Annotated in this window: 22 protein-coding genes; 6 read left to right on the forward strand and 16 right to left on the reverse strand. The window is 57.9% G+C overall.

What is annotated here, in order from left to right:
- Window positions 1-6: 6 nt before the first annotated feature.
- Together J2X66_RS21485 and J2X66_RS21490 are read right to left on the reverse strand one after the other, a co-directional pair.
- On the reverse strand, window positions 7-639 hold the full coding sequence (locus tag J2X66_RS21485; protein ID WP_310268184.1) for a response regulator transcription factor: 633 nt from the start codon (window positions 637-639) through the stop codon (window positions 7-9).
- Between the two features lie 32 nt (window positions 640-671).
- Entirely contained in the window at window positions 672-2,039 is a 1,368-nt protein-coding gene (locus J2X66_RS21490) for a cache domain-containing protein (protein WP_027923098.1), read from the reverse strand.
- Window positions 2,040-2,399: 360 nt separating this feature from the next.
- On the opposite strand from J2X66_RS21490, the gene J2X66_RS21495 reads away from it, so the two are divergent.
- The 3 genes from J2X66_RS21495 to J2X66_RS21505 all read left to right on the forward strand — a co-directional run bounded on the left by J2X66_RS21495 (window position 2,400) and on the right by J2X66_RS21505 (window position 6,461).
- Window positions 2,400-4,457 (forward strand): carbon starvation CstA family protein, encoded by a 2,058-nt coding sequence (locus J2X66_RS21495; RefSeq protein ID WP_310268187.1) that lies wholly within the window; start codon window positions 2,400-2,402, stop codon window positions 4,455-4,457.
- Window positions 4,458-4,472: 15 nt separating this feature from the next.
- Window positions 4,473-4,670, forward strand: coding sequence for a YbdD/YjiX family protein (locus tag J2X66_RS21500; protein WP_007949127.1), 198 nt, complete (start codon window positions 4,473-4,475; stop codon window positions 4,668-4,670).
- A 180-nt stretch (window positions 4,671-4,850) separates the two neighbouring features.
- Window positions 4,851-6,461 (forward strand): mechanosensitive ion channel domain-containing protein, encoded by a 1,611-nt coding sequence (locus J2X66_RS21505; RefSeq protein ID WP_310268191.1) that lies wholly within the window; start codon window positions 4,851-4,853, stop codon window positions 6,459-6,461.
- Window positions 6,462-6,468: 7 nt separating this feature from the next.
- Here J2X66_RS21505 and J2X66_RS21510 read toward each other — a convergent pair whose 3' ends face one another.
- Genes J2X66_RS21510 through potE form a run of 3 tightly spaced genes read right to left on the reverse strand, consistent with a single transcriptional unit; the run spans window position 6,469 to window position 8,969 of the window.
- Window positions 6,469-6,657 carry a hypothetical protein gene (locus J2X66_RS21510; RefSeq protein WP_310268194.1) on the reverse strand — a complete coding sequence of 63 codons (189 nt, stop codon included), beginning with the start codon at window positions 6,655-6,657 and terminating at the stop codon, window positions 6,469-6,471.
- 31 nt (window positions 6,658-6,688) lie between these two features.
- Window positions 6,689-7,582 carry an amino acid ABC transporter substrate-binding protein gene (locus J2X66_RS21515; protein ID WP_310268197.1) on the reverse strand — a complete coding sequence of 298 codons (894 nt, stop codon included), beginning with the start codon at window positions 7,580-7,582 and terminating at the stop codon, window positions 6,689-6,691.
- Between the two features lie 46 nt (window positions 7,583-7,628).
- Window positions 7,629-8,969, reverse strand: coding sequence for a putrescine-ornithine antiporter (gene potE, locus J2X66_RS21520; RefSeq protein ID WP_310268200.1), 1,341 nt, complete (start codon window positions 8,967-8,969; stop codon window positions 7,629-7,631).
- A 95-nt stretch (window positions 8,970-9,064) separates the two neighbouring features.
- Here potE and J2X66_RS21525 point away from each other — a divergent pair, with 95 nt between their 5' ends.
- The gene (locus J2X66_RS21525; RefSeq protein WP_310268203.1) at window positions 9,065-9,406 is read left to right on the forward strand and encodes a potassium channel family protein; all 342 of its coding nucleotides are present in this window, start codon (window positions 9,065-9,067) and stop codon (window positions 9,404-9,406) included.
- 23 nt (window positions 9,407-9,429) lie between these two features.
- Here J2X66_RS21525 and ppk2 read toward each other — a convergent pair whose 3' ends face one another.
- The 8 genes from ppk2 to J2X66_RS21565 all read right to left on the reverse strand — a co-directional run bounded on the left by ppk2 (window position 9,430) and on the right by J2X66_RS21565 (window position 16,827).
- Window positions 9,430-10,248 carry a polyphosphate kinase 2 gene (gene ppk2 / locus J2X66_RS21530; protein ID WP_310268206.1) on the reverse strand — a complete coding sequence of 273 codons (819 nt, stop codon included), beginning with the start codon at window positions 10,246-10,248 and terminating at the stop codon, window positions 9,430-9,432.
- Between the two features lie 141 nt (window positions 10,249-10,389).
- Window positions 10,390-12,114 carry a SulP family inorganic anion transporter gene (locus J2X66_RS21535; protein WP_310268208.1) on the reverse strand — a complete coding sequence of 575 codons (1,725 nt, stop codon included), beginning with the start codon at window positions 12,112-12,114 and terminating at the stop codon, window positions 10,390-10,392.
- Window positions 12,115-12,272: 158 nt separating this feature from the next.
- Complete coding sequence (locus J2X66_RS21540; RefSeq protein WP_310268210.1) at window positions 12,273-13,232, reverse strand: efflux RND transporter periplasmic adaptor subunit; 960 nt, start codon at window positions 13,230-13,232, stop codon at window positions 12,273-12,275.
- Window positions 13,233-13,235: 3 nt separating this feature from the next.
- On the reverse strand, window positions 13,236-13,607 hold the full coding sequence (locus J2X66_RS21545) for a DUF3302 domain-containing protein (protein WP_310268214.1): 372 nt from the start codon (window positions 13,605-13,607) through the stop codon (window positions 13,236-13,238).
- Between the two features lie 302 nt (window positions 13,608-13,909).
- Entirely contained in the window at window positions 13,910-14,191 is a 282-nt protein-coding gene (locus J2X66_RS21550) for a hypothetical protein (RefSeq protein WP_310268218.1), read from the reverse strand.
- A 100-nt stretch (window positions 14,192-14,291) separates the two neighbouring features.
- The gene (locus J2X66_RS21555; protein WP_027923110.1) at window positions 14,292-14,900 is read right to left on the reverse strand and encodes a trimeric intracellular cation channel family protein; all 609 of its coding nucleotides are present in this window, start codon (window positions 14,898-14,900) and stop codon (window positions 14,292-14,294) included.
- A 193-nt stretch (window positions 14,901-15,093) separates the two neighbouring features.
- Window positions 15,094-16,032 (reverse strand): universal stress protein, encoded by a 939-nt coding sequence (locus tag J2X66_RS21560; protein WP_310268223.1) that lies wholly within the window; start codon window positions 16,030-16,032, stop codon window positions 15,094-15,096.
- Window positions 16,033-16,179: 147 nt separating this feature from the next.
- Window positions 16,180-16,827, reverse strand: a complete 648-nt coding sequence (locus tag J2X66_RS21565; RefSeq protein ID WP_310268226.1) for a BON domain-containing protein — start codon at window positions 16,825-16,827, stop codon at window positions 16,180-16,182.
- Window positions 16,828-17,160: 333 nt separating this feature from the next.
- Between J2X66_RS21565 and mgtA the strand changes: the two genes are divergently transcribed.
- Window positions 17,161-20,757 carry a magnesium-translocating P-type ATPase gene (gene mgtA, locus J2X66_RS21570; RefSeq protein ID WP_310268229.1) on the forward strand — a complete coding sequence of 1,199 codons (3,597 nt, stop codon included), beginning with the start codon at window positions 17,161-17,163 and terminating at the stop codon, window positions 20,755-20,757.
- A 33-nt stretch (window positions 20,758-20,790) separates the two neighbouring features.
- Here the strand turns inward: mgtA and J2X66_RS21575 are convergent, their stop codons facing one another.
- Both J2X66_RS21575 and J2X66_RS21580 read right to left on the reverse strand, forming a co-directional pair.
- A complete protein-coding gene (locus J2X66_RS21575) occupies window positions 20,791-21,024 on the reverse strand; it encodes a hypothetical protein (protein ID WP_027923114.1) in 234 nt (77 codons plus the stop codon).
- A gap of 88 nt (window positions 21,025-21,112) precedes the next feature.
- Entirely contained in the window at window positions 21,113-21,610 is a 498-nt protein-coding gene (locus J2X66_RS21580) for a BCAM0308 family protein (protein WP_310268235.1), read from the reverse strand.
- 307 nt (window positions 21,611-21,917) lie between these two features.
- Here J2X66_RS21580 and groL point away from each other — a divergent pair, with 307 nt between their 5' ends.
- Window positions 21,918-23,534, forward strand: coding sequence for a chaperonin GroEL (groL, locus tag J2X66_RS21585; protein WP_310268239.1), 1,617 nt, complete (start codon window positions 21,918-21,920; stop codon window positions 23,532-23,534).
- 21 nt (window positions 23,535-23,555) lie between these two features.
- Here groL and J2X66_RS21590 read toward each other — a convergent pair whose 3' ends face one another.
- Window positions 23,556-24,608, reverse strand: a complete 1,053-nt coding sequence (locus J2X66_RS21590) for a phosphotransferase (RefSeq protein ID WP_310268242.1) — start codon at window positions 24,606-24,608, stop codon at window positions 23,556-23,558.
- Window positions 24,609-24,769 lie beyond the last annotated feature (161 nt).

A 24,769-nucleotide genomic window follows, 5' to 3' on the forward strand; every position in this document is an offset into this window, starting at 1 on the left:
TTTTTTCTAGCGCGAAATAATCCCGTGATCGATCGCGTATTTGACCAGCGCCGCCGGTTTGTCGATGTTGAGTTTGCGGCGAATGCTCAAGCGATGGGTTTCGACCGTGCGCACACTGATGTCGAGTTCGCGGGCCATTTCCTTGTTGTTCAGGCCTTGAGCCATTTTGTACAACACTTGGCTTTCGCGTGGGGTCAGCTCGTTGTCGGCGCTTTTATCGGCGATCAGGCGCTGGGCGATTTCGGCGCTGTAGAAAGTGCCGCCGCTGGCAATGGCTTCGATGGCCGCAATGATTTCCCGTGATGGCGAATTCTTCAGCACATAGCCGCTGGCACCGGCACGCACGGACTCGCTCACGTATTCGTTATTGTCGTACATGCTCAGTACCAGCACTTTCAGTGTCGGGTACTGACTGCGCAATACGCGTGTCAGTTCGAGGCCGTTCATGTCGCGCAAACTGATGTCGACCAGCAACAGGTCTGGCTGGCAACGCCCGACCATCTCGATCGCCTGCGCACCGCTTTCGGCTTCGCCCACCACTTCCAGGGGTGCCATGACCGCCAGCAACGCTTTGATCCCGTCACGGACCAGGGAATGATCGTCGACCAGGGCGACGCGGATCGGGTAGGGCAGGTTCATCGCGGGTATTCACTCTTGTTGTAAGGGGCGAGTCAGCGTTTCGTAGCGGGTACTTTCATCGGCAGCTGCACGTCCAGTTCACTCCTGCCGGGGATCGATATCAGTTCGAAGCGTCCGCCAAAGTGCTCGACCCGTTCACGGATGTTACGCAAGCCGATGCCCGCGTGGCGACGCTCGACCTGAGCGACATTGAAACCGATTCCGTCATCCACCACGCTCAGGCGTACCGATTCTTCGGCGCCGTGCAGGGTAATGGAAACGTTCTTGGCCTGGGCGTGGCGTTCGATATTGGTCAGGCCTTCTTGCACGATCCGGAACAGCGCGACGGCCGCGCCGTCGACCAGGTGACAGTCGAATTCGTTGTCGTCATACGTCACTTTGAGACCGCTGCGTTGCTCGAACTCCGCGGCCAGTTGGCCGATGGCGGCCGGCAAGCCCAAGGTGTCGAGCAGGGAAGAACGCAGGTCATGGGAGAGGCTGCGAACCTCACCAATGGCTTCGCCCAGGCGCTCGGTGGCATCCTTCAGCGTGCTCAAGCCCTTGTCATGTCCCTGTTCGTTTTCCAGCAGATGGCTGGCCAGTTCGAAGCGAAACTTGATCGACACCAGCAACTGGCTGATGCCGTCGTGCAACTCGCGGGAGACCCGTGATCGCTCTTCTTCCTGGAGGCTGACGATACGTTGGGTCAGGCGCTGCAATTTTTTATCCGCCAGACGATGCTCGCTGACGTTCAGTGTCATGCCGCTGGCGAATACAAACAGCACCGCCACCAACGCCACCACGGCAATCGCCAGCATGGTCTTGCGGATGCCCTGAGCCACTTCGTCACGGGCCTGCTGCGTGGCGCGTTCGACGTCCTCCAGGTAAATGCCGGTGCCGAGCATCCAGCCCCAACGGTCCAGCATCACGACGTAGGCGAGTTTGTCGGTGACCTGACCGGAGGAGGGTTTGTTCCAGGCATAACGCTGAAAGCCTTCGCCCGATTGCGCACTTTTGAGCAGCGCCTGAATCACCGGCAAGCCGTGCGGGTCTTTCATGTCCCACAGGTATTTGCCCACCAGTTCGGTCTGGCGCGCGTGCATCAGGCTGCGACCTTCACGGTCGTAGACGAAGAAGTAGCCGTTGATGCCGAAGCTGAGCTTGCGCAGTTCTTCCAGGACTTGCTGCTGGGCGTGTGCGTCACCGTGGCCGTCGTCGTACAGCGGCGCGATCAGGCTTTGCGCCATTTCCACGTAGTTTTTAAGCTCGGCACGCTTGCTGGCCAGGATGCTGTCTTCAATCAGCTGGGCCTGTTGATCGCCGAGTTGGCGGTTCAGGGAAATCACCAGCGCACAAATCACCGCAATGGCCAATACCAGCGGCAGAATTCCGAGCGCGACGATTTTGTGTTTGAGCTGCATCTTGGCTCCTGACCGGACCGAAGAAGGGCGAAGGCCGGCATCATAGGCCAAAGCGACATTCATCCAGTAGCGCTGCTGGACGGAATGCGCCGGTTGAAATACAAACCCCCTGTAGGAGTGAGCCTGCTCGCGATGGCGGTGTATCAGACGACATTGATATTGGCCGGTAGATAGCTATCGCGAGCAGGCTCACTCCTACAGGGGATCAGTGGCGTCTACGTAGAACTACGTAGACGTCGCGTACGTAGTAACGCGGATTTATTTGTAGACGGCATGCGGGGATATTGGGCCAGCTCCGCACTGCGGACACAATTATAAAAATTACCGCCGCAGTCACTGGCTGTCGGCAGGAGACACGCTATGCCCCGTCTGGCTAAACACCTCGCCTGGTTTGCCGTGGCTGTTCTGGGAGCGTTTGCGCTAAGTGTCGTGGCCCTGCGCCGCGGCGAAGCGATCAACGCCCTCTGGATCGTCGTCGCAGCTGTCGCTATTTACCTCGTTGCCTATCGCTACTACAGCCTGTTCATCGCCACCAAGGTGATGCAACTGGACCCCAATCGTGCCACACCCGCGGTCATCAATAACGATGGCCTGGACTACGTGCCGACCAATAAACACGTACTGTTCGGTCACCACTTCGCGGCCATTGCCGGCGCGGGTCCCTTGGTCGGCCCGGTACTGGCGGCGCAAATGGGCTACCTGCCCGGCACGCTGTGGCTGATCGCCGGCGTGGTGCTGGCCGGTGCGGTTCAGGACTTCATGGTCCTGTTCATGTCCACTCGCCGCAACGGTCGTTCGCTCGGCGACATGGTTCGTGAAGAAATGGGTCGCATCCCTGGCACCATTGCGCTGTTTGGCTGCTTCCTGATCATGATCATCATCCTCGCGGTGCTGGCGCTGATCGTGGTGAAAGCGCTGGCCGAGAGCCCTTGGGGCATTTTCACGGTGATGGCGACCATCCCGATTGCGATGTTCATGGGCATTTACATGCGCTACATCCGCCCGGGCCGCATTGGCGAAATCTCCGTGGTGGGCGTGGCGTTATTGCTCGGCTCGATCTGGCTCGGTGGGCAGATTGCTGCTGATCCGGTGTGGGCCAAGGCCTTTACGTTCACTGGCATTCAGATCACCTGGATGTTGATCGGCTACGGTTTTGTTGCCGCGGTGTTGCCGGTGTGGCTGATCCTGGCACCCCGTGACTACCTGTCGACCTTCCTGAAAATCGGCACCATCGTGGCGCTGGCGATCGGCATTCTGATCACCATGCCCGAGCTGAAAATGCCCGCGCTGACCCAGTTCATCGACGGCACCGGCCCGGTGTGGAAGGGCGGTCTGTTCCCGTTCCTGTTCATCACCATCGCCTGTGGCGCGGTCTCGGGTTTCCACGCGCTGATCGCGTCCGGCACCACGCCGAAACTGCTGGCCAGTGAAGGTCATGCCCGTTACATCGGTTACGGCGGCATGTTGATGGAATCGTTCGTCGCCATCATGGCCATGGTTGCCGCCTCGGTCATCGAGCCAGGTGTGTACTTTGCGATGAACAGCCCTGCGGCGTTGGTCGGCGCGGATGTTGCCTCTGTCGCTCAAACCGTCAGCAGCTGGGGCTTTGCGATTACCCCGGAAGCCCTGCAAGCGGTGGCGCATGACATCGGTGAAACCACTATCCTGGCCCGTGCCGGCGGTGCGCCGACCCTGGCGGTCGGTATCGCGCAGATCCTGCACCACGTCCTGCCGGGTGAAAACACCATGGCGTTCTGGTACCACTTCGCGATTCTGTTTGAAGCGCTGTTCATCCTGACGGCGGTCGATGCCGGTACCCGTGCCGGTCGCTTTATGCTCCAGGATTTGCTGGGCTCTTTCGTACCAGCGCTCAAACGCACCGATTCCTGGCCGGCCAACCTGATCGCCACCGCCGGTTGCGTGGCGATGTGGGGTTACTTGCTGTACCAAGGCGTGATCGATCCTCTGGGGGGGATCAACACCTTGTGGCCGCTGTTTGGTATCTCCAACCAGATGCTGGCCGGTATCGCGCTGATGTTGGCAACCGTTGTGCTGATCAAAATGAAGCGCCAGCGCTACATCTGGGTGACCATGCTGCCAGCCGTCTGGCTGCTGATCTGCACCGTGACGGCAGGTTTCATCAAGCTGTTCGACGCCAACCCGGCCATCGGTTTCCTCGCCCTGGCGAAGAAGTACAGCGATGCACTGGCCAACGGTCAGGTGTTGGCCCCGGCCAAGAGCATTGACCAGATGCAGCATGTGATCTTCAACGCGTATACCAACGCGACGCTGACGGCGCTGTTCCTGTTCGTGGTCTTCAGCATTCTGTTCTTTGCGCTCAAGGTCGGCATCGCCGCCTGGGGCACCAAGGAACGCACGGATAAAGAAGCGCCATTCCAGGCCATTCCACAGGCTTGATGGAGGAGGGTGTTGATGTTCAATGACTTGAGTCGTCTCGGTAAATACCTCGGTCAGGCCGCGCGCCTGATGGTGGGCATGCCGGACTACGACACCTACGTCGAGCACATGCAGAACAAACACCCGGACAAACCGGTGATGAGCTACGAGGTGTTTTTCCGGGAGCGCCAGGAAGCTCGATACGGCAGCAAGGCTGGGCCGAAGTGCTGCTGAAGCACTAAGTCCAGACAAGAAAACAGGAGCCCGGCTTGCCGCGCTCCTGTTTTTTTTTGCTCGCTGTCCGCTACCCAATCGCTTGCCAAGGACCGACGGCGGGAATCTGACAACCGCTCATCGCTCGACTACGCTGCGATACAGACCCTGTCCTAATCCTGTGACGTAAGGAACTGACGCATGCGGAGCAGGTTGCTCGCGGTGATATTGATCGTTGTGGGGATGTGCGGGGCGGCATTGGTGTGGGCCGAAAATGCACCCAATGGGGTGGATCCACCGGCTGAATTGAAGGTCGCCAACCGTAGCGTCATGGTGTTTCGCGCAACGATATTGGGTGAACCCCCGGTGGCGCGGGTCAAGCGCGCGAAAGCGGTGATCGGCGAAGCGCTGGATGAGGCAGATGATCTGAACGTCACCGTCGATCCGGTGCTGAACAGTTATATGGTGCTGCTGGGCAGCCGGCGCGCGTTTATCGTTTCGGCCAAGGATTTCGACGCCAGCGAATTCGATTCGGCGCAGCAGGCGGCAGAAGCGGCAGCGCGCAATCTGCGTATGGTGGTGTCTGAAACCCTGGAAGCGCACAGCGTGCAGTTGATCATCAGGTCGGTCAGCGCTGCGGCACTCGCCACCGGTATTTACATCGCCTTGCTCTACGCCATGGCGTACCTGCGACGCAAACTGCTGAAGAAACTTCCCGGATTGGTGCAACGTCATAGCCAGGCACTGAAGGTCGGGCGCACACAGCTTTTCGACGTCAGTTACCTCTATCCGTTGGTCAGCCGTGCGTTTGAGTGGCTGCGCTGGGCTGTGGTGGTGTTGCTGACCTATGAGTGGCTGGGGTTTGTCCTTTCGCGTTTTCCCTACACCCGGCCATGGGGAGAAAGCCTTAACGCCTACCTGTTGGAGCTCGGCGACTATTTGCTGCAAGGCATCCTCGGCGCCATTCCCGGACTGGGCGTGGCGGTGGCGATTTATTTCATCGCCCGAGGCGTTACCGCCTTCATGCGTCGGGTGCTTCGGCGCATGGCGACCCCCGGCACCTTCAGTTGGCTTAACCATGAAACCCTGCAACCGACCCAGCGCCTGGTGTCCCTGGCGGTGTGGTTGTTTGCCCTGGCCATGGCCTATCCGTACCTGCCGGGCGCCGGCACCGATGCATTTAAAGGGTTGTCGGTGCTGATCGGTTTAATGATTTCGCTCGGCGCGTCCAGCGTGGTGGGGCAGGCGGCGGCGGGGTTGATCCTGACGTATACCCGAACATTGCGTCCCGGCGAGTTTGTGCGCATTGGCGAATATGAAGGCACGGTGACCGAGTTGGGTATATTCACCACGCGCATTCGCACTGGTTTGGGTGAAGTGTTGACCCTGCCTAACTCCATGATTACCAACACGGTGACCAAGAATTACTCGCGCACCGTGAAGGGCGCCGGTTACGTGGTCGACACGGTCGTGACCATTGGCTACGACACGCCGTGGCGGCAGGTGGAAGCGATGTTGCTGGAAGCCGCCAAACGAACTCAAGGCATCCTTGGAGACCCGGCCCCGCAAGTGTTTCAAACCGCGTTGTCAGACTTCTATCCCGAGTACCGACTGGTGGCCCAAGCGATTCCCGCCCTGCCTCAACCGCGTGCGGAGTTGCTGAGCTTGCTGCACGCCAATATTCAGGATGTGTTCAATGAGTACGGCGTGCAAATCATGTCGCCGCATTATTTGGGTGATCCACAGGCAGAGAAGTGGGTGCCCCGGGACAAATGGTATACGGCACCCGCGCAAGAACCGAAGGACAGTTGAACGCTATTCACATTCTCTGCCGAGGCATCGTCGAAGGTTGAAGTTGCTGCTGCGGAATGTACTTGCCATTGCCGTCGGTAAACGGCGGATGTTGCACGGCGTTTTCGTTGTTGTCCTTGTCATAGTCATGGCACGACGAACCACTGATCGCGATGAGCACGGCGACCATGACAGGGGGGATGAAGTGCTTGATCACGGGAATTCTCCAGAACCCTCACACCGCTTGATTAAGGCAGCGCATAGACCTTGAACAGCTTTTTGGTCGTGTCGCTGGCGCCTTCCAGGTACTTATCGTACGCCTGTTCAATCTCGCCGGAACGGTACATTTCACTCAGTGTGGTGTCGACCAGCAAGCGGAAATCTTCATCGTCACGCGGTACCGCCATGGCCGTTGGGGCGTACTCGAAAATACGCTCCAGCAGGACCAGGTTGCCGGTCGGGTAACGGCTGTCGAGGAGGTTCCTGAGCATCATCCGTTCGCTGAACATGGCATCGGCTTTGCCTTTGGCGACCAGTTCCAGTCCGTCGGCGGTCGTGTTGACCGTGATCAGTGTGGCAACCACACCCAGCAAGCGCATCTGCTGACGAATCCACGCCTCGCTCACGCCTCCTGCCGTGGTGACATAAGTCTGGTTGGAGAGACCATGGTTGACGGTGGCACGCCAGGTCGGTCCGGTGTGGGCCACTTTGCCATTGAGCACGTCCAGCAGCGTCGCCGGGGCATCCTGGCGCACCACCGCCGAGAGGCCTGCAGTGTAAATGGGCACCGAGTAGCTTACCGATTTTCGTCGCTCAAGGGTGGGCGGTGTCGGTGTGCAAAGAAGGTCGACCTTGCCCGAGCTGACCGCACTGATTCCATCAGCGATGGTGACAGGCTGATAACTGACCTGTAGTTCGGGCAAACCCAGTTCGGCCTTGATCTTGTCGGCGATTTTGTCGCAAAGACCGATGGCATAACCCTGGACCTTGTCGCCCACGTTGAAGCTAAAGGGTGCGAGGTCCGGCAGGTAGCCGAGGTTCAGCGTATTGCTTGAACGCACCCGTTCAAGGGTGTTGGCACTGGCCAGCAGCGGCAGGCAGGCAAAAAGCAGTGCGATGGTTTTGCTTCGTTGTGCATTCATGTCCCATTCCCCGAGTTCAGATGTCAGTTCCGTCCACAAACCAGACCTAAGGGGTGTCGACCCTTGCGGGGTCGATGGGAGACACAACGGCAAAGCGCTTGGCGAGCCAGCCATACAGCGGGTAGCCGAACACCAGCACTAGGGCGCCCCCGAACACCGCGTCCTTGCCGCACGAGTGCAGGGCATACAATGAATAGGCGAGTGCGATCAGCAACACGGGGGTATTGCGCAGATAAACGGCTGACGAAACCCGCGCCTTGTACATCATGACCAGCAGCCCGGTCAGCGCCGTCACGTAGGGGATCAGGTTGGTCACGGCGGCAAGATTGACCAGTTTGCCGAACTGAGCGGCGGCATTGGGCGAAATGGTCGACAGGGCCATCAGCGTCTGCAACACACCACAGACCAGCATGCCCAGGAGGGGCGCGTTGTGCCTGTTGAGCTTGCTGAACAGTTTCGGAAACATCCCTTGGTCAGCGGTCATTTTCGCCGTTTGAGCCAGGGTGAACTGCCATCCCAAAAGCGAGCCCACACACGCCATCACCGCCAGCGCCATGATGATGGTGCCGACCGTGGGGTTGAACATTTGCGCGTAGACCAGCGCGAAAGGGGCCGAGGAGTTGGCCAGTTCCTCATTGGGAATGATGCCCTGGATAACGGTCGTCGATAGCACGTAGACCACCGCCGCACCCAGTGTGCCGAACAGACAGGCGAGTGGGACGGTGCGCTTGGGGTTTTCAACGGCGTCGCTGGCCTGCGCCGCTGATTCCATACCCAGAAATGCCCAGAGGGTCAATGGAATCGCACTGCTGATCGCGTCGGCGTTGGAAAGGTTATTCGGGTTCCAGGCGGACACCAATATCTCCGGTTTGAACCAGAACCAGCCAATGATGCTCAGGCCTGCCACCGGGATGATCACTCCCCAGACGGTAATCGCGCCGATCCTGCCGGTGATGCCGGGGCCACCGAAGTTAGCGACGGTGGTCAGCCACAGCAGGCCGACCGTACCGATGAACAGCGGGATTGCGCCCGTGCCCAGCCAGGGCAGGAACGAGGTCATGTACCCCACGGCCGAGATAGCGACCGCGACGTTGGCAATGGCCAGCGACAGGAAGTACAGATACGAACAGAGGAAGAACCCTGACTTGCCATGCGCTTCTTCGGTGTAGGCGGATAACCCGCCGGAGCGCTGACAATAGATGCCACATTGGGAAAAGCAGTAGGCGATGGCCATGGAGCCAATCGCCGTGACAATCCATGACAGCAATGAAATGGCCCCGAGCTGGGCCATGCTGGTCGGCAACATGATGATGCCCGACCCCATCATGTTGACCATCACCAGGGTAGTGAGCCCCACAAGGCTCATTTTTTTACTTGAGTCGGCCATCGAAAACTCCTTTCTCTGCACTTGTGCCAAGCTGTCAGGTGTCGCTGCACCACGCTCTCAGATGTCGCCAAACTCAACTTCAGGAAGCCCATGCCATGACGCAATCTCATGCAAAGTACGTCCGTCGCGAGTTTTACAAGACAGTGTGGTTCTACATTCGTGTTGTCTGGCCGATTTTCTCAATTCTGTTGTTTACGATCGTGCTGTTCGGTCTGATCATCGCCTACCTGGAAGGGTGGGGGGCGTTTGACGGTATCTACTTCGGGTTCGTGACCGGATTGACCATCGGTTACGGTGATCTGGTACCGAAAACACCCCTCTCACGTGTCCTTGCAGTTTTGCTGGGTTTCAATGGCGTTCTGATGACGGCCATATTCGCCGCCGTCAGTATCCGCGCCATCGAAGAGACCGCGCGAGCGACCAATTCCGAGGAATGAGGCCGTCGCAAAACGCTGAACCCTCAGTAGGGTTCAGCGATGTATTTGAACGGGTAATTGGCGGCCTTGTAGCTGCCGATCTTGCGTTTCGGCAGGCTGACTTTTTCTTGCTTGACCTTTTTATAGGGGATGTTCCCCAACAAGTGAGTCAGCACGTTCAGCCTTACGGATTTCTTGTCCTCGGAACGGGCGACGTTCCAGGGAGCCCAGTCGGTGTCGGTGGCTTCGAACATCTCATCACGGGCGCGCGTGTAGTCGTCCCAGCGGTTGTAGGACTTGATGTCCATCGGTGACAGTTTCCAGATTTTGCGCCCGTCGGTGATGCGTTCCTTGAGCCGCCGGGCCTGCTCTTCAGGGCTGACCTCCAGCCAGTACTTGAACAACAGCACGCCGGAATTGACCATAAGCCGTTCGAACAACGGCGCCAGCGTTAAAAAGCTTGTTACCTGCTTCTCGTCGCAGAACCCCATGACCCGCTCGACGCCCGCTCGGTTGTACCAGCTGCGATCGAAGATCACGACTTCGCCGGCCGCCGGAAAGTGCGGCATGTAGCGTTGCAGGTACATCTGGCTTTTTTCTCGTTCGGACGGTGCTGGCAGGGCCACCACACGAAACACCCGTGGGCTGACACGTTCGGTCAACGCCTTGATCGTGCCACCTTTGCCGGCGCCATCGCGGCCTTCGAAAACAATCACGACCTTGGCCCCAGTGGCGACCACCCACTGCTGCAGTTTGACGAGTTCGACGTGCAGGGTCTTGAGCTGTTTTTCGTAGTCTTTGCGGCTAAGCGTGTCGGCTTTTTTTTGCGCAGAATCGGCAATTTCACGATTGGTTTTTTTCATCGCGATACTTCAACCTCTGGTGGTCTTGAATAGAGTGTGTGCCGGTTGCGAATTCCCGGTACCGCTTGCGAACTAAAGGGTAGTTCAAATTCCCGACGTGCAGATGACGCAAATCATCAGTCTTCAGGGCTGCGCGCGAAATCACGCTTGCTCTCTTTGTTGGCGCTGATAAGCCGCAACCGCTTGCTCAAGATTGGGGAGCATCCGCGTATCACCCAATGCGACGCCCAATGGAGCATGAATCACCATCGCGTAAACACTGGGACTCATGCCCACCAGCCACAACGAAATACCTTTTTCTCGCAAACGCTGTTCCGCCGCCGTGAGCATTTTCAAAGCGGTGTACTCCAGGTCGAAAACACTGCGCAGATCGAGAATCACAACGCGTGGCGCAGCCGCCGCGATCAACGAGCGGATTTTCGAACCGAGTCGTTCGGCGTTGGCGAAGAAAATGCGACCTTCAGGGCGCAGCATCAGCAACCCCTTGAAGTGCTCGTCGTCAGTCTCGGCGCAGGGCGGGCGATACACATTGGTGCCGGGTTTGCGCCCAAGTATGTGAACGGGCGGGTCAGAGACCTGGTAGGCCAGTGCCAGCAGCGAGACAATGATCGCGACGACGATCCCCTGCAGCGTGCCGAGCAACATGACCCCCACCAGTGCCACCATTGCCCAGATAAATTCTGTGCGGCGCACCGAAAGAATGTCGCGAAATTCCGAAGGCTGGATCAGGCCAATCGAATACACGATCACCACGGCGGCGAGCGTGGCATTGGGCATCAGGCCAATGAACGGCGCGATCAGCAGACAAGTCCCCAGTGCCAGTCCGGCCGTGATCAACCCCGCCAGTTGTGATTGCGCACCGGCCAAGCGGTTGACGGCGGTTTGGGTGGTCCCACCCCCGGCCGCCATGGCCCCAAGTAATGCACCGCCGATGTTGGCGAACCCTGTCGCCACCAACTCACGGTTGGGCTGCAGCGCGGGTTCATCACTGCGGGCAAAAGCTCGTCCCGCCGCGATGGTTTCGGTAAAGCTCATCAGCGCTATGCCCAGGGCCGATGGCCAGAGCTGCGACACGATCGACCAGTCGGGCATCGTCAACGCGGGCAACCCGATTGGAACGATGCCTACGGCCGACACACCCAACTGCTCCAGATTCAGGACACTCATGCCGACAATGCCGAGCGCAACCGCAATCAGCGGTGCTGGCAATCGGGGGGTGAAGTGCTTCATGCCGATCAGAATCAGCACCATGAATACACCGACGGCCACGGTCGGCAATGAGGCATGCCCCAACCCTTCGACAGTGGCGAGGACGTTGTGAAAAAACCCACCTTTTTCGATATGGATGCCCAGCAACTTGGGCAGTTGATCAAGCACGATGACAATCCCGATGCCGGCCTTGAAGCCCACGAGCACCGGTTCTGAAATGAAGTTGGCAACGAAGCCGAGGCGCAGTATCCCGGCCAGGAGCAATAGGGCGCCGACCATCAAGGCCAGCGTGGCGGAGGCGACGATCAGGGTCGCCGTATCGCCGGACGGGCTGACCTGACCCAGTGCGGAGGCGACCAGGATCGCAAGGGTCGTGGTGGTACTGACGCTGAGCGGGCGTGAACTGCCGAGCACGGCATAGATCGCCATCGGCACCAACACGGTATAAAGGCCGATCTGTACCGGCAGGCCGGCAATGGTGGCGTAGGCCAGTGCCTTTGGAATGACCACGGCCGCGGCGGTCAGACCCGCGATGGCATCGCCTTTGAACCAGCCCTTTTGATAGTCGCCAAGCCACTCTGGTAACAGTGCACTCACAACTCGCCGGGGGGTTAATCCTGAAAGCCGATCTTCCTGATCGCTACGTTGTTGGTTCATGGAGTGCTCCAACCCAAACTTTTCATGCCGCGTTAAATCCCTATCCCATCGCCCACACGGCGCCTGAACGGCGGCGTGCAGTGACAGAAAATGCAGTTGATCGAGGACCAGGCGAGGAGGGCAGGCGCCCCCTGTTAAAAGGGGACGCCAGTCATTTATTAATGGAATGGAAAGATGTAGTTCATCCAGGCAGCCATGCGCAGCAGGATTTTGCGCATCATTGCGATATGCTCAAAGTGCTGGCTATAGAGTGCCGCCTGCCCATACGCGCCGCCCGGCATCTGGCTGCTGTATTGGGCATAGTCCGGATCGGTGATCTCGATAATGACCGGTACCCGACCTGCCGGCGGTGAGCCCGTGAAGCCGATCAATGTTCCGGAGGGCTGAACTTGTCCCTCTGCGATAACGTTGACGACCGTCTTGACCCGCCCCTCGAACACCCTGCCGGGAATGCCATCAAAAGCCACTTCCGCCTCATCGCCGACCGACAAACGCAACAGGCTGTTTTGACGCATCCACGCGGCAAAGTAATGTCCTTCATCCGGGATGAACACCATGGAAGGACGCAACGGTAACTTGGTCGCCATCATGCCTGGACGCAAGGAAACATGGGTGACGAAGCCTTTGCTCGGGGCGCGAACGGTGGTGTTGTCCAATTCATACTGGGCATTTTCCAGTTGTGCCTGCAAATCGTCCGAGCGAGCGACGACGACGTCCAGTTCACGTTGGGTGGCAAAGTTGCGCTTGATCAGCTCTGTGATTCGGGCTCGATCAGCTTTCGCTGATAGCAACTGTGCCTTGATGGACTGGATCTTGTACTCGAAGGGGGCAGGGTCGATGCGAAACAGCACATCGCCTTTTTCCAGAGGCTCGTTACCCTTGACCGGCACGTCGATAACCTGGCCACTGACCACCGGAATGACCGGCACGGAGACGAAGTAAGTGCGCGCGACCTCAGAGTACGGGTGGTTGTAGTTCATCGTGAAGATCATTGCACCCACGATCAGGATCCCACCGAGGACTGCGGTCGGTACCGTCCATTTGTTCAGCGGGATGCGGAAAATCTTGAAGATGGCGGTGCAGATGGCGGCATAGGTCAAAACAAGCAGAAGATCCATGGCTTAGATTCCCTCACCGCGATTGTCCGACGCTGGCATGCCCAGCGCAGTGCCTGTTGCCGTTTCCAGTCGCTCAATGCGACTTTGCAGATCGGCAACCTGTTGTTCCAGATGAGCAACATGAACTTGTGGTGACTGGCCATCACCAAATCCCCAGCCCCGGTCTTCCCGGTACGCCATCGCCCAGATCCACAGAAATGGCCAGAGCGCATGCAGGGTGAACAAACTCACCCAGCCGGTGGCATGGATCGCATCCTGGTGCGGGTGATTGCGGTGTACGGCGATTTCGTAGGGTATGTCGTGTAGCGCGATGATTCCGTAGAACAGGACCAGCCCGACGAAGAACAACAGGCCTAGCGCGAAGTAATCCAGCATGGTCGCCCCCTCATGGCACAAGCGATGTACTTGGGTCAGTGTAGTCACGGTTTTTATGAGTGCGGGCAGTCCTGATGACCAGAACTGAACCGACCACTCAATTGTCAGCCTGCGCAGGCCTGGCCTGCGGGAGAGCGAGCGAGAGAATCTGCTTAATTACCGCTGTGTTCTAGGTCGTTTTATGCAAGTGTTTGTATTTTCTTGCATTACTGAGTACTGGCTGTCGGACCGTATCGGTGAGAGAGGCGAGGCCTCTACTGTGCACTCTCGAGAGCTCTCGCCACTCATTTGGCGTCCGTCAATCAATCCCTGCGTTTATCAAGGCATTGACGGCGCAGGGTCATGTTGTTGATCTCCATGCAACTGACCGAATAATCATCAGATTTGTTTTTGGCATCCTTGGCTTTATCGCAGTTGCCATTTCCATTGCAATTGCCTTTCCCTTTTTGATCATTGTTGTTTTTTATGCAGTTTTTGGCAGCACTTGCACTGCCCGCGTTATCGCAATTTGACGCAGCAAAGGACAGCGATGGCAAAGCCAGGGAGAACATGAGTGTGCATACAAGGGTCGCGATGATTCTCATAACCAAGCTCCTGAGTAGATTTTTACTGACCAGCAACACTGTTCGGATCGATCAGCGTTGGAAGGTTCATTGCGAGTAACACCGAACGTCAGCTTCATTTTTACCCCTGCCGGGTGGATAAAATCGTTGGCATTTGCAGATCCTTGTAAATGGCGAGAAACCGCAGGCCCGAGGTGAAGAGCAAGGCAATCCAGCCGGCGACCTGGATGGTCGGGAATGCATCGCGCAACAAGACATAGACGATGCACCCCAGCAGGATCGGCGTGGCGTAGATCTCACGTGACATCAACAACGAGGTTCTGCCGGCCAGTACATCACGCACGATACCGCCGCCAATACTGGTCAGTACACCCATCATCACGGCAAAAGGCGCCGCGAGATGCAATCCAAGCACTTTCTCGGTAGCGACCAATCCGAACAGCGCGGCCGCAAATCCATCGAGGTACAGCAAAAGGCGATAGCGCTGCTGGAACCTTTTGGTGAGAAAAAAAGCCAGCGCAGCTGCAATCAAGGCAACCCAGATATAGTTGAAGTCAGCGATCCAGAAAATCGGTTGATCGAGCAACAGGTCGCGAACGGTGCCGCCACCAATAGCCGTGATGATGCCCAGCACCACGGCGCCGAACACATCGACCCCCGCTTTCTGGATAGCCAGCACCCCGGTGATGGCAAACACGGCGGTGCCCAACATTTGCTGAAAATAAAGCATCCGTTACTCCGTTCTCAGGCTGTGCCCATCAGCAGTCAGTCATTTGTTCGCACCCAGCACGACGCGATAGCGCGGCGCAGATAAGGAAGTGTAGCGGGGCGCTTGCGGTTGTCTCGGATGTTGATGAATGGGGCGCACCAGGGTGTGGATTACCCGGTGATTGGGTGACTGAGTTGATGGCGAAACATGCCCGTCAGTGGACGTCACTTTCAATGATTACCTGCGGGGAAATGACCCAAATACTGCATGGCATTTTGAACAGCAGATGTTCCACCGTACTGCCGATAAACCGGTCCATTGTCCGGTGCCCGATTCGTCCCATCACAATCACATCGGTTTCATACGCAGCAGCGTAGCTGGCAAGCACCTTGACGGGGTTACCCATGATCAGATGCTGGCGTTCCGGCGGGATACCGTTGCGCTCAGAGAGTTCACGAAAGGCATCAGCCTGTGCGTCAAATAGCGTTTTGGCTTTGCTCGATGAAAAAAACGGCGCGCCATTTTCGAAGCCGAATTCATCCGCGCTGATCGATGAAAGGTCATGGGCATAGATAACGTCGAGCTCTGCATGACAGGTGCTCGCCAGTTTTTGGGCCTCCTGCAGAATTCTGTCGTTGAAACGTTTGTACTGCCCATTGCGATGAAAAGGGTCGACCGCGGCGACGATCTTGCGTGGCAATGCGTGGTGCATGTGGCTGACAAAGTGCATGGGCACCGGGCATTCGCGTAACAGATGGACATCTAACGGAGTAAACATCAGGCGTGATAGCAGCGTTTCGTGTTCCAGCGCCTTGATCAATACCGCCATGGATTGTTCTTTGAGATGGATGAGGATTTCCTGCAAGGGTCTTTCTACCCAGACGACTTCAGTTGTGACGTGTACTCCGATTTTGCGCAACGCACGGGCCTGGTCTTCCAACCATTGTCGATGGCGCTCGACGTAGCTGATTTGCATTTGCTCCCGCGCTTGCCGGTTGACCATTCCGGCAGTCGCCAGCCCTTCGAGATAGTCGAATGCCACAATGTGAAGTGCCGCGTCAGACGCTTTGGCCAGCGCGGCGGCCCGTTCGAAAGCGGGATTGTTCTCCATCAGGGGCGGAACGACCAGCATGAAACGTGCTTGATCAGACATGACAAATCTCCCGTAGGTAATCGTGCAAATGCCTGCCCAATGACTCCGGTGTCCGACGCCTTTACGAGGATCGAATCCGTCCAGTTCTGCGCAATTGAGCAGCACTTAATCCTCTTGGGGAACCATCGGCTCCCCAGGGGTATTGACTCACGCAAGCAGCAAATGGTCTTCCACTTTGCTCACGCCTGGCACCGACCAAGCGGCCCGTTCTGCAATCTGGCGTTCGCGCCACAAGTGAACCCGACCTTCGAGCCTCACCACATCACCTTCGACGGTGACATGAATATCCTTGGCATCCACTTCGGCGCTACGCTTTAGCGCGGCCTCAATGCGTTGCTGGATATCAAAGACATCCAGCCGAGGGCGCAAGGTGAGGCGATTACTCACGCCAACCACGCCGGATAACTTGCGCACCGACCGCTCCACGGTTTCTTTCTGATATTGCCAGTCCACTTGTCCTTCCAGAGTGATCCGCCCGCTCTGCACGATGACTTTGACGTCGCCTTCGGGAACGTCGGAACTCCAATGGATGATTTTCAAGGCCCGGGTGGCGATCGAGTCGTCGGAAGTCCCGGCGTATTTATCCAGCCTGACCTGAATTTCATCGGCCAGCGCGCGTACGCCATTGATGCCTTTGACCGCGCGTTCCGCGCTGATTTTCTGGGCGTAGCTGCTGACGTGACCGGACAGCGTGACCACGCCATTGTCCACGGCTACGCCAATGTTGGCGGCCTCGATATCGGGTTTGAATTCGAGCTCTTCCAATATGGTTTTACGCAGGCTCAAGTCGCTCATGTCTGTGTCCTCTGTTTGATCCGGTATTGGCGGGCCGCAAGAGCCCTATCGGTTTTTTCTACGCCTGAGCGGCGCCAAGACATTGAGCTAAATCAACAAGGCGTCAGTGAGCGCCACCCCTGGTCGACAGCCGGCGATCAGCAGAAAAAAATCAGAGGGTGCAGGCGGCTCGGATCAACTTTCTGATGCTTTCCAGCCATGAAGCCGTGGTCACGTAGACGGGTACGGAGATAATCGGCGAGGGGGCGGGCGAGAGTAGTTGACATTGATCAAAGAGACTCGTCGTCACGCGCCCAGAATCAAGGCTCCTGCTCAATGGCTCAGGGGCACGGCATGTCTGTTAAACCGCCCAATCCGGACCTGAATCACCCGCCTGTCTTTGAAGAAGACCCGCATTACAGTCGACCTGCGCTCTGGCTGACCTGGCTGCTGGGGGCCGCGATGTTTGCGACGGTCATTGGCGTCGCGCTGCACTTCACCGATGTCGAATCCTTCACGCGATTGCTGGTGGAGGCAGAACCGCTGTGGCTCATCGCTGCCTTCGGCTTGCAAGCCCTGACGTATGTCGCCCAGGGGCAGGTGTTTCGCGTGGTGCTCAAGGCCGGGGGCCAACGCCTTTCACTCTGGGATTCGGGCAAGCTGAGCTTGATGAAACTGTTTGTCGATCAAGCACTGCCGTCTTCCGGTATCAGCGGCGCATTTGCGGTGGTCGCCTCATTTGTGCGACTCGGGTTTGCCAAACCGGTGGTGTTGGCGTGTCTGGTACTGGATGTGTCCGGGTACTTCCTGGCCTACGTGCTGTCCGTTGGCGTGGCGTTGCCAGTGGTGATTTTCCAGGGGCATGCGACGGCCACGGTACTGACCACTTGTGTGGTGTTTGTGGCGGTGAGCCTGGTACTGGCGGTGATCATCCCAAGACTGGCGGGTAATAGCCGCCTGGCTGCCCATGTGCCGGGCCAGGGGTTTTCGATTATCGCCAAGGGCGTTTCGTTACTGACCGGCGCCGACAAAAATCTGGTTCGCAGTCACGCCTTGCTCTGGCGCGTTACGCTGCTGGAGTTAGCGATCATTGTGCTTGATAGCGCAACGTTATGGGTGCTGGTCCGAGCGCTGGGCGTCTCGGCACCGCCGTTGGAGCTTTTTGCCGGATTCATGCTGGCCAGTGTGCTGCGCAGTATCGGCATTGTGCCGGGTGGTCTCGGTGCCTTCGAGGCGGCGGCCGTGGTGACGTTGCATTGGGTCGGGGTGAACATTGCGGTGGCGCTTTCGGCCACGTTGTTGTTTCGCGGATTAACCTTCTGGTTGCCGATGGTGCCGGGCCTTTGGCTGGCGCATCGCGAATGGCAATCGACAGGCAAAAAAACAACGCGTGACAAAAACGCCGATTATTGGAGCCCGCCGGTCAGCCAGGTGTTCAGTACCCTGCACAGCACCCCGAAGGGGTTGAGCCAAACTCAGGCCGCAGCCCGAATGCGCAGTGCCCCGGTTCAGGCAACGGACCGGCCACGGGGGTTGACCAGACTGGTGCTGGAGCAAATGCGCACACCCTTGGTCCTGATTCTGATTGTGGGCGCGTTGGTGGCCGTGGTGGTGGGGGACTGGCTCGACGCGGCGATTGTGTGGTGCATAGTGCTGATCAGTGCGGTACTCAGCGCCTGGTATGAGAGTCGGGCTAGCCAGGCGGTGGAACAGCTGCGCAGCAAGATTGCCTTGCGGGCGATGGTACGTCGTGAGGGCAAGCCCCTGGAAGTGGCCGCCAGTGAGGTGGTGCCGGGGGATATCCTGTTACTCAGTGCCGGCAGCCTGATTGCCGCTGACGGCCGCATCATACAAGCGCTTGATTGCTTCATCGCCGAGAGCCTGCTGACGGGGGAAACCTTTCCGGTAGAGAAGCTGCCCGGTGATTGCGCCCCCGATGCCCCCCTGGGGCAGCGCCACAATTGTGTGTTCATGGGCACCTCGGTGCGCAGCGGCACTGCCGAGGTGGTGGTGACGCGCTATGCCCAGGAGAGTGAAATCGGCCACATCGCCAAGACCTTGGCGCTACGGCCCCCCGAAACTGAATTTGAGCGTGGCCTGCGCCACTTCGGTGGCTTGCTGCTGCGGGTGATGCTGGTCATCACGATTGTGGTGTTCGGCATCAATATGTTGCTGCATCGCCCAACGCTCGACACCCTGTTGTTCGCCATTGCCTTGTCCATCGGCCTGTCGCCGGAACTGTTGCCGGCGATCCTCAGTATCACGCTGGCCAAAGGCGCGCAGCGCATGGCGGCCAAAGGGGTCATCGTGCGTCACCTCAATGCCATCGAAAACCTCGGGGCCATGGACATCCTGTGTACCGACAAGACCGGTACGCTGACCCGGGGGGTCGTGGTGCTGGACGGTGCCATGGATGTAGAAGGCGTCGTCGCCTCTGATGTCTTGCAACTGGCGGTGTTCAATTCGAGCTTCCAGACCGGAATGCGCAACGCGATGGACGATGCCATCACTCTGGCCGGCAAAGACCTGCCTTGCGCAGGCGTCAGCAAGCTCGATGAAGTCCCTTATGACTTCGTTCGCAAGCGCCTCAGCGTGGTGGTGGCCAATGCACCCGAGGCCAGCAGACTGATGGTGACCAAGGGGGCATTGGACAATGTGCTTGAGGTTTGCACGCACAGGCGTCGAGGTGATCAGGTTATCGCGCTGAACGACGCAGAACTCGCGTCGATTGCTCAACGCTTCGCCGATTGGAGCGAGCAGGGGTTTCGAGTCCTGGGGCTTGCCACCCGCACATTGCCGGATCAGCCACACTATGGCCGGGACGAAGAAAAGGACATGACCTTTCGCGGTTTTCTGTTGTTCTTCGACCCTCCGGAACCCGGAGTCAAAGACACCATCGCCGCCCTCGACAAGCTCGGTGTGCAAGTGAAGATCATCAGCGGCGACAGCCATCTGGTTGCCCGCCACGTGGGCATGGCGGTGGGCCTTCCCGTTGAGCGGATCATCACCGGTGCCGAGCTGTCAGCGATGAAAGACGAAGCGTTGATGCACCTGGCCCCGCTGACGACCCTGTTCGCCGAGGTCGATCCCAATCAGAAAGAACGCATTATCCGAGCCCTGCAGAAGACCGGGCATGTTGTCGGGTACATGGGCGATGGCATCAATGATGCACCCGCACTTCAAGTGGCCGATATCGGGATCTCCGTGGACAACGCCGCCGACGTCGCGAAACAAGCCGCCGACTTCGTGTTGCTGGAGCACGATCTGAATGTCCTGCGCGAAGGCATCGAAGAGGGCAGGCATACCTTTGCCAACACCCTCAAGTACATTTCCATCGTCTCCAGTGCCAACTTCGGCAACATGATCAGTATGGCCCTGGCTTCTCTGGCGTTACCTTTCCTGCCCCTGCTGGCCAAGCAAATATTGCTCAACAACTTCCTGTCTGACATCCCCTCCATGGGGATTGCCAATGACAACGTTGATCGCGAATGGGAAAACACACCTCACCGGTGGAACATCACTGAAATCCGCAATTTCATGGTGGTTTTCGGGCTGGTGAGCTCGTTGTTCGACATGCTGACGTTCGTAGCCTTGTACCTGCTCGCCGACATGGTTCCCGAAGTCTTCCGCAGCGGTTGGTTCGTTGAGTCGCTGCTGACCCAACTGCTGACGATTTTCATCGTGCGCACTTACAGGCCGTTTTACCAAAGCCGCCCGGCGAAACTGCTGATGATCAGTGCGCTGGGCATTGGTCTGCTTGCAATCGGGCTACCGTACAGTGCGCTAGCGCCATGGTTCGGCTTGGTGCCACTGCCGTTCCATATCCTGGCGGTGGTGTTGACGATCAGCCTGGTTTACATGGCGTCAGCTGAATGTGTGAAGCGTATTTTCTACCGTCGTCAGCGCTCGAAGCGCCATCGCAGATCCATCGCCACGCCTGTCTCTGGATGACGGGAAAGGCATGGATCAAGCCTTCACGTGCGGTCATCGGGCGTTTTTGCCCTTGGTATGACGCCATTCCTGCCAGGCTTGTCGGTATTTTTCATCCGCCCGTTTTTTTGCTTCAGTAAATTTATGGATGGTGTGCGTCGAAACGGGCTCGTCCAACAGGGCGTAGGCTTTATCGTTCAGACGGTCGGCTTCAGAAAACAACGCCATGCTGCCATTGGTCGATTGAAGGTTGGCTGCAGGCTGCAGGGCTGATTCATTGATGGCCATATTCATACGCCCTCGGGTAGCACAAGAAGGTGAGCGGGGGTGTCCTGGTCCCCCTCCATTTTCCCTGTTGAGACAACCGCGCCCGGTTCTATTCGTCACGTGTCCAGTCGACGCTCAAGCCATACTCGTTGTCGCCGTACCGGTAATCAGAGTTCCCTTTGAACGCGGCCTCCAGTGCATGGCCCAGGCGATTCGCGAGATGAATGCCAGTCGTGGTCACGATCAGGTCACCCGCTGAATCGGTCAAGTCCATGATGCGTTCCAGGGCATGCTCGGCTTTTTCCTTTTTTTCGGTGTTTTCGATCAGGCTGATGATTTCGTCTCGATGCTTGAGCAAGAAGCTGCCCGATAACGTCAGCGTCCCCACTGGCATGTTGTCATTGATGCGCCGACAGGCTGGGCACGTCGCTGTTTGCGCGTTATGAACGACCATGTTTTCAGGGTGTTTCCAGGTCCAGTTTCCGGCTTGATAGACCGCGTCGCACTGCGGGCAGATGGCTGAACCTTCAACCTTCTGCAAGCAATAGGGATCATGGGTGGATGTTTTGAACAGCTTGCTTTTTTGACTTTGCTGAAACTTGTCCATGGCGTTTTTCCTCGCGCATCAAATGGAAAAAAATCTCACCTGTGACCGAGACCCAATACAGATCCCTTCTCCTTTCAGCCTGCTCAACACACACCTTCATTTGGACTCGGTTTCTGGCGGCGCGAATTGATCTGTGTCAATTCCGGGACGTGAGCTGACAGTCGGTCATCCCTACGGTGCGCGCATTCTTTGCGGCGGCCGGCTTGGTGGCGTTTTGAGTTTGTTGATAAAAGTCAACGTCGCGCGGGCCCGTTCATAGAAGCTGCCAAAACGCACTTGTTATAAAACTGGCCAGGAGAGCACCTTGATGGCTCACACTAAAATCGTGTTTCGCGCTGCAGCTCGCGAGAAAATCCTGAGTGGAGCCACACAGTTGGCGGACGCCGTGCGTGTGACGCTGGGGCCGAAATCAAAATCGGTACTGATCCAAAATAAGTGGGGCAATCCGACGGTCTGCAATGATGGCGTCACGATCGCCAAACGCATTGACCTGCTCGACCCCGAGGAAAACCTCGGCGCGCAAATGTTGCGTCAGGCGGCCGAACGCACAGGCGATGCGGTAGGGGACGGGACCAGTACGTCAACGGTGTTGGCCCATGCCATCCTGGCCGATGGCATCCGCAACGTCGTCGCGGGTGCCAGTGCGATCGACCTCAAGCGCGGCCTGGATCGTGGCCTCTTGTTGGTCATCGAATCCCTTGCCACCCAGTCGCGTCCCGTCAGCACGCCCAAGGAGAAGGCCCAGGTCGCCACGCTGTCAGCGCATAACGATGCCGTCATCGGTCAACTGGTGGCAGACGCCCTGGAAAAGGTCGGCGTTGAAGGGGTCGTCAGTGTCGAGGAATCCAAGACCACCGAAACAGTGGTCGAGGTCATGGAAGGCATGCGGTTTGACCGGGGGTATGTCTCACCCTATTTCGTCACCGACGCCGAAAAGATGCAGGTCGAACTCGATGACGCCTACCTGCTGCTCTGTGACCACAAGATCGGTGCACTCAAAGACTTGCTGCCCTTGCTTGAGCTCGTCGCTAAAAGCGGGCAACCCCTGGTTTTGATCGCGGACGATATTGAAGGTGAGGCATTGACCACGCTGGTCGTCAACCAGATACGCGGTGTTCTGCGAGCAGTGGCAATCAAGGCGCCGGGCTTTGGTGATCGGCGCAAGGAAATGCTTCAGGACATGGCCGTTCTGACGGGGGCAACCGTGGTTTCCCACGAGCTGGGCATCCCCCTTGAACAGGTGGAACTGAACCAGTTGGGGCGTGCACATCGAGTCGTGGTGCAAAAAGACAGCACGGCGTTAATAGGGGGCGCCGGCACACGCGAGGCCATCGAGGCTCGGTTGCAGCAGATCCGTGCGCAAATAGACAGTACGACCAGCGATTACGACCGCGAAAAGCTTCAGGAACGACTGGCCAGGCTGTCGGGTGGTGTTGCGGTGATCCGTGTCGGGGCGCCTTCCGAAGCGGAAATGAAGGCGCACAAAGATGCGCTGGACGATGCCATTTCAGCGACCCGGGCGGCGATCGCCGAAGGCATTGTGCCGGGAGGCGGGCTTGCGTTGCTCAAGGCTGTCCCGATTATTGCGGCCGAAGAAGCCCGTTATGAAGGCGATGCCAGGACCGGCTTGCAGATTCTTCGCCGGGCGCTGGAAGCCCCGGCCAGACTCATCGCTGAAAATTCGGCCGTGGATGCCGGCGTCGTGGTTGCGCGCATGCTTGCGGAGCCAGGGAATATTGGCTTCGATGCGTCCACCAATAGCTATGTCGACATGTACGAAGCCGGCATCATCGACCCGACCAAGGTGGTGCGTATTGCCCTCGAAAATGCTGTTTCAGTCGCCAGCATCTTGCTGCTGACCGAGGCGACCATGACGGATATTCCGGAAAAGGAATCACCCGCCCAGCCATCTTTTCCTGAATGAAAATCCGGTGGTGGGTAGCGCTCATGTATAGGAGGACGCCTCAGTCATCGCCAGGTGATTGAGGATCGGGTTTTCGCCGTGCAAGTAACTCAGAGCCTGGTGCATCAACTGGACCGCTTTTTCCTTCTTCTCGTATCGCTTGGCCGGATCGACATGACGTAGCGCTGCACCCGCGAGGGAGAAACAGCGCGTAGCAGCCCTCAAAGAAAGAAAAAACGCCAAGGGTTTGCAATCTTCCTGCACATCACTGTGGTTGAGGTAACTGGACAACAGACGCGCCCCTAGCCTGTTCAGCCCATGGTGTTGCAGGTCCATCAGCACAAAAGCGAGGTCGTAGAGCACATCGATACAGGAAAGCCGCTCACTGAACTCGATGCCATCGAAGAGCGTCGGCGTACCGTCGAGCAGGCAGATATTGGCCAAACGCATATCACCATGGCAACGACGAACGCGGCCCTTATGGCGGCGATCTTCAAGGCAGCCGTTCAACGACTCCAGTTGGGTCCGCGAGGAGTGAGCAATCGCGGTGACTGTCGCAAGGTCGAGGATCGGTGGATAACGCGACATTTCCCGATGGTTTTTCTCGATTTCTTCGTACAGGTCCGGGATGCGACCGAAAGAAGGGGTGATTTGTGCGTTGGCATGAAAGCGAGCGATCCCGCCCCCCAACTGTTCCATCATCGGTTCCGTCAGACGTCCCTCAATGGCCATACGGTCAAACAGCCGATTCTGAGCAAAACGGCGCATGACCACGAGCCAGTCAACCACCTGTCCGCCACCATCGAGCGCCAACTGGCCATCCGCCTGGCGATTGATCGAACACACGCTCAAATACAGCGTCGGTGCTGTTCGTCGATTGAGTAGCAATTCTGCCTGACAGGCGTTTTTCCGGCTTTCCAGGCTGAGGAAATCCAGCTCGGCAAACGCCACGGCGCGTTTGAGTTTGTAGGCGCGGTTGGCCTGCAGAAAAATCACCGAACCATGGGTCTCGATACGCTCCACGGGCTGGTTTGACGTGCCGTAGCTGGACGGCCTGGAGAGAAAGGCAATGACCTCGTCTTGCAGGTTGTTCATTCTCGCCTCCACGCCGTCTGCGGACTTTTCGGCAGTGTGAAGAAGGGAAGGCCTGCTCCGATTGATATTGATCAAGTGCGGTGGAATGAAAGGCTGCGCGTCTTGTGGGCTTCACGCCGGTTTTTGATATTTATCAACGTCTGGCACATTCCAGCGGAGCA

Source organism: Pseudomonas sp. 3296 (assembly GCF_031456615.1).
Lineage (GTDB): Bacteria > Pseudomonadota > Gammaproteobacteria > Pseudomonadales > Pseudomonadaceae > Aquipseudomonas > Aquipseudomonas mucoides.

Excerpts from the sequence above, each read along its gene's own strand:
- J2X66_RS21590 (WP_310268242.1), bottom strand. The coding sequence starts at position 24,608 with ATGAACAACCTGCAAGACGAGGTCATTGCCTTTCTCTCCAGGCCGTCC.
- J2X66_RS21515 (WP_310268197.1), bottom strand. The coding sequence starts at position 7,582 with ATGAATGCACAACGAAGCAAAACCATCGCACTGCTTTTTGCCTGCCTG.
- ppk2 (WP_310268206.1), bottom strand. The coding sequence starts at position 10,248 with ATGAAAAAAACCAATCGTGAAATTGCCGATTCTGCGCAAAAAAAAGCC.
- groL (WP_310268239.1), top strand. The coding sequence starts at position 21,918 with ATGGCTCACACTAAAATCGTGTTTCGCGCTGCAGCTCGCGAGAAAATC.
- J2X66_RS21540 (WP_310268210.1), bottom strand. The coding sequence starts at position 13,232 with ATGGATCTTCTGCTTGTTTTGACCTATGCCGCCATCTGCACCGCCATC.
- J2X66_RS21565 (WP_310268226.1), bottom strand. The coding sequence starts at position 16,827 with ATGAGCGACTTGAGCCTGCGTAAAACCATATTGGAAGAGCTCGAATTC.
- mgtA (WP_310268229.1), top strand. The coding sequence starts at position 17,161 with ATGTCTGTTAAACCGCCCAATCCGGACCTGAATCACCCGCCTGTCTTT.
- J2X66_RS21550 (WP_310268218.1), bottom strand. The coding sequence starts at position 14,191 with ATGAGAATCATCGCGACCCTTGTATGCACACTCATGTTCTCCCTGGCT.
- J2X66_RS21555 (WP_027923110.1), bottom strand. The coding sequence starts at position 14,900 with ATGCTTTATTTTCAGCAAATGTTGGGCACCGCCGTGTTTGCCATCACC.
- J2X66_RS21575 (WP_027923114.1), bottom strand. The coding sequence starts at position 21,024 with ATGGCCATCAATGAATCAGCCCTGCAGCCTGCAGCCAACCTTCAATCG.
- J2X66_RS21525 (WP_310268203.1), top strand. The coding sequence starts at position 9,065 with ATGACGCAATCTCATGCAAAGTACGTCCGTCGCGAGTTTTACAAGACA.
- J2X66_RS21500 (WP_007949127.1), top strand. The coding sequence starts at position 4,473 with ATGTTCAATGACTTGAGTCGTCTCGGTAAATACCTCGGTCAGGCCGCG.
- J2X66_RS21560 (WP_310268223.1), bottom strand. The coding sequence starts at position 16,032 with ATGTCTGATCAAGCACGTTTCATGCTGGTCGTTCCGCCCCTGATGGAG.
- J2X66_RS21490 (WP_027923098.1), bottom strand. The coding sequence starts at position 2,039 with ATGCAGCTCAAACACAAAATCGTCGCGCTCGGAATTCTGCCGCTGGTA.
- J2X66_RS21505 (WP_310268191.1), top strand. The coding sequence starts at position 4,851 with ATGCGGAGCAGGTTGCTCGCGGTGATATTGATCGTTGTGGGGATGTGC.
- J2X66_RS21485 (WP_310268184.1), bottom strand. The coding sequence starts at position 639 with ATGAACCTGCCCTACCCGATCCGCGTCGCCCTGGTCGACGATCATTCC.
- J2X66_RS21580 (WP_310268235.1), bottom strand. The coding sequence starts at position 21,610 with ATGGACAAGTTTCAGCAAAGTCAAAAAAGCAAGCTGTTCAAAACATCC.
- potE (WP_310268200.1), bottom strand. The coding sequence starts at position 8,969 with ATGGCCGACTCAAGTAAAAAAATGAGCCTTGTGGGGCTCACTACCCTG.
- J2X66_RS21535 (WP_310268208.1), bottom strand. The coding sequence starts at position 12,114 with ATGAACCAACAACGTAGCGATCAGGAAGATCGGCTTTCAGGATTAACC.
- J2X66_RS21545 (WP_310268214.1), bottom strand. The coding sequence starts at position 13,607 with ATGCTGGATTACTTCGCGCTAGGCCTGTTGTTCTTCGTCGGGCTGGTC.
- J2X66_RS21495 (WP_310268187.1), top strand. The coding sequence starts at position 2,400 with ATGCCCCGTCTGGCTAAACACCTCGCCTGGTTTGCCGTGGCTGTTCTG.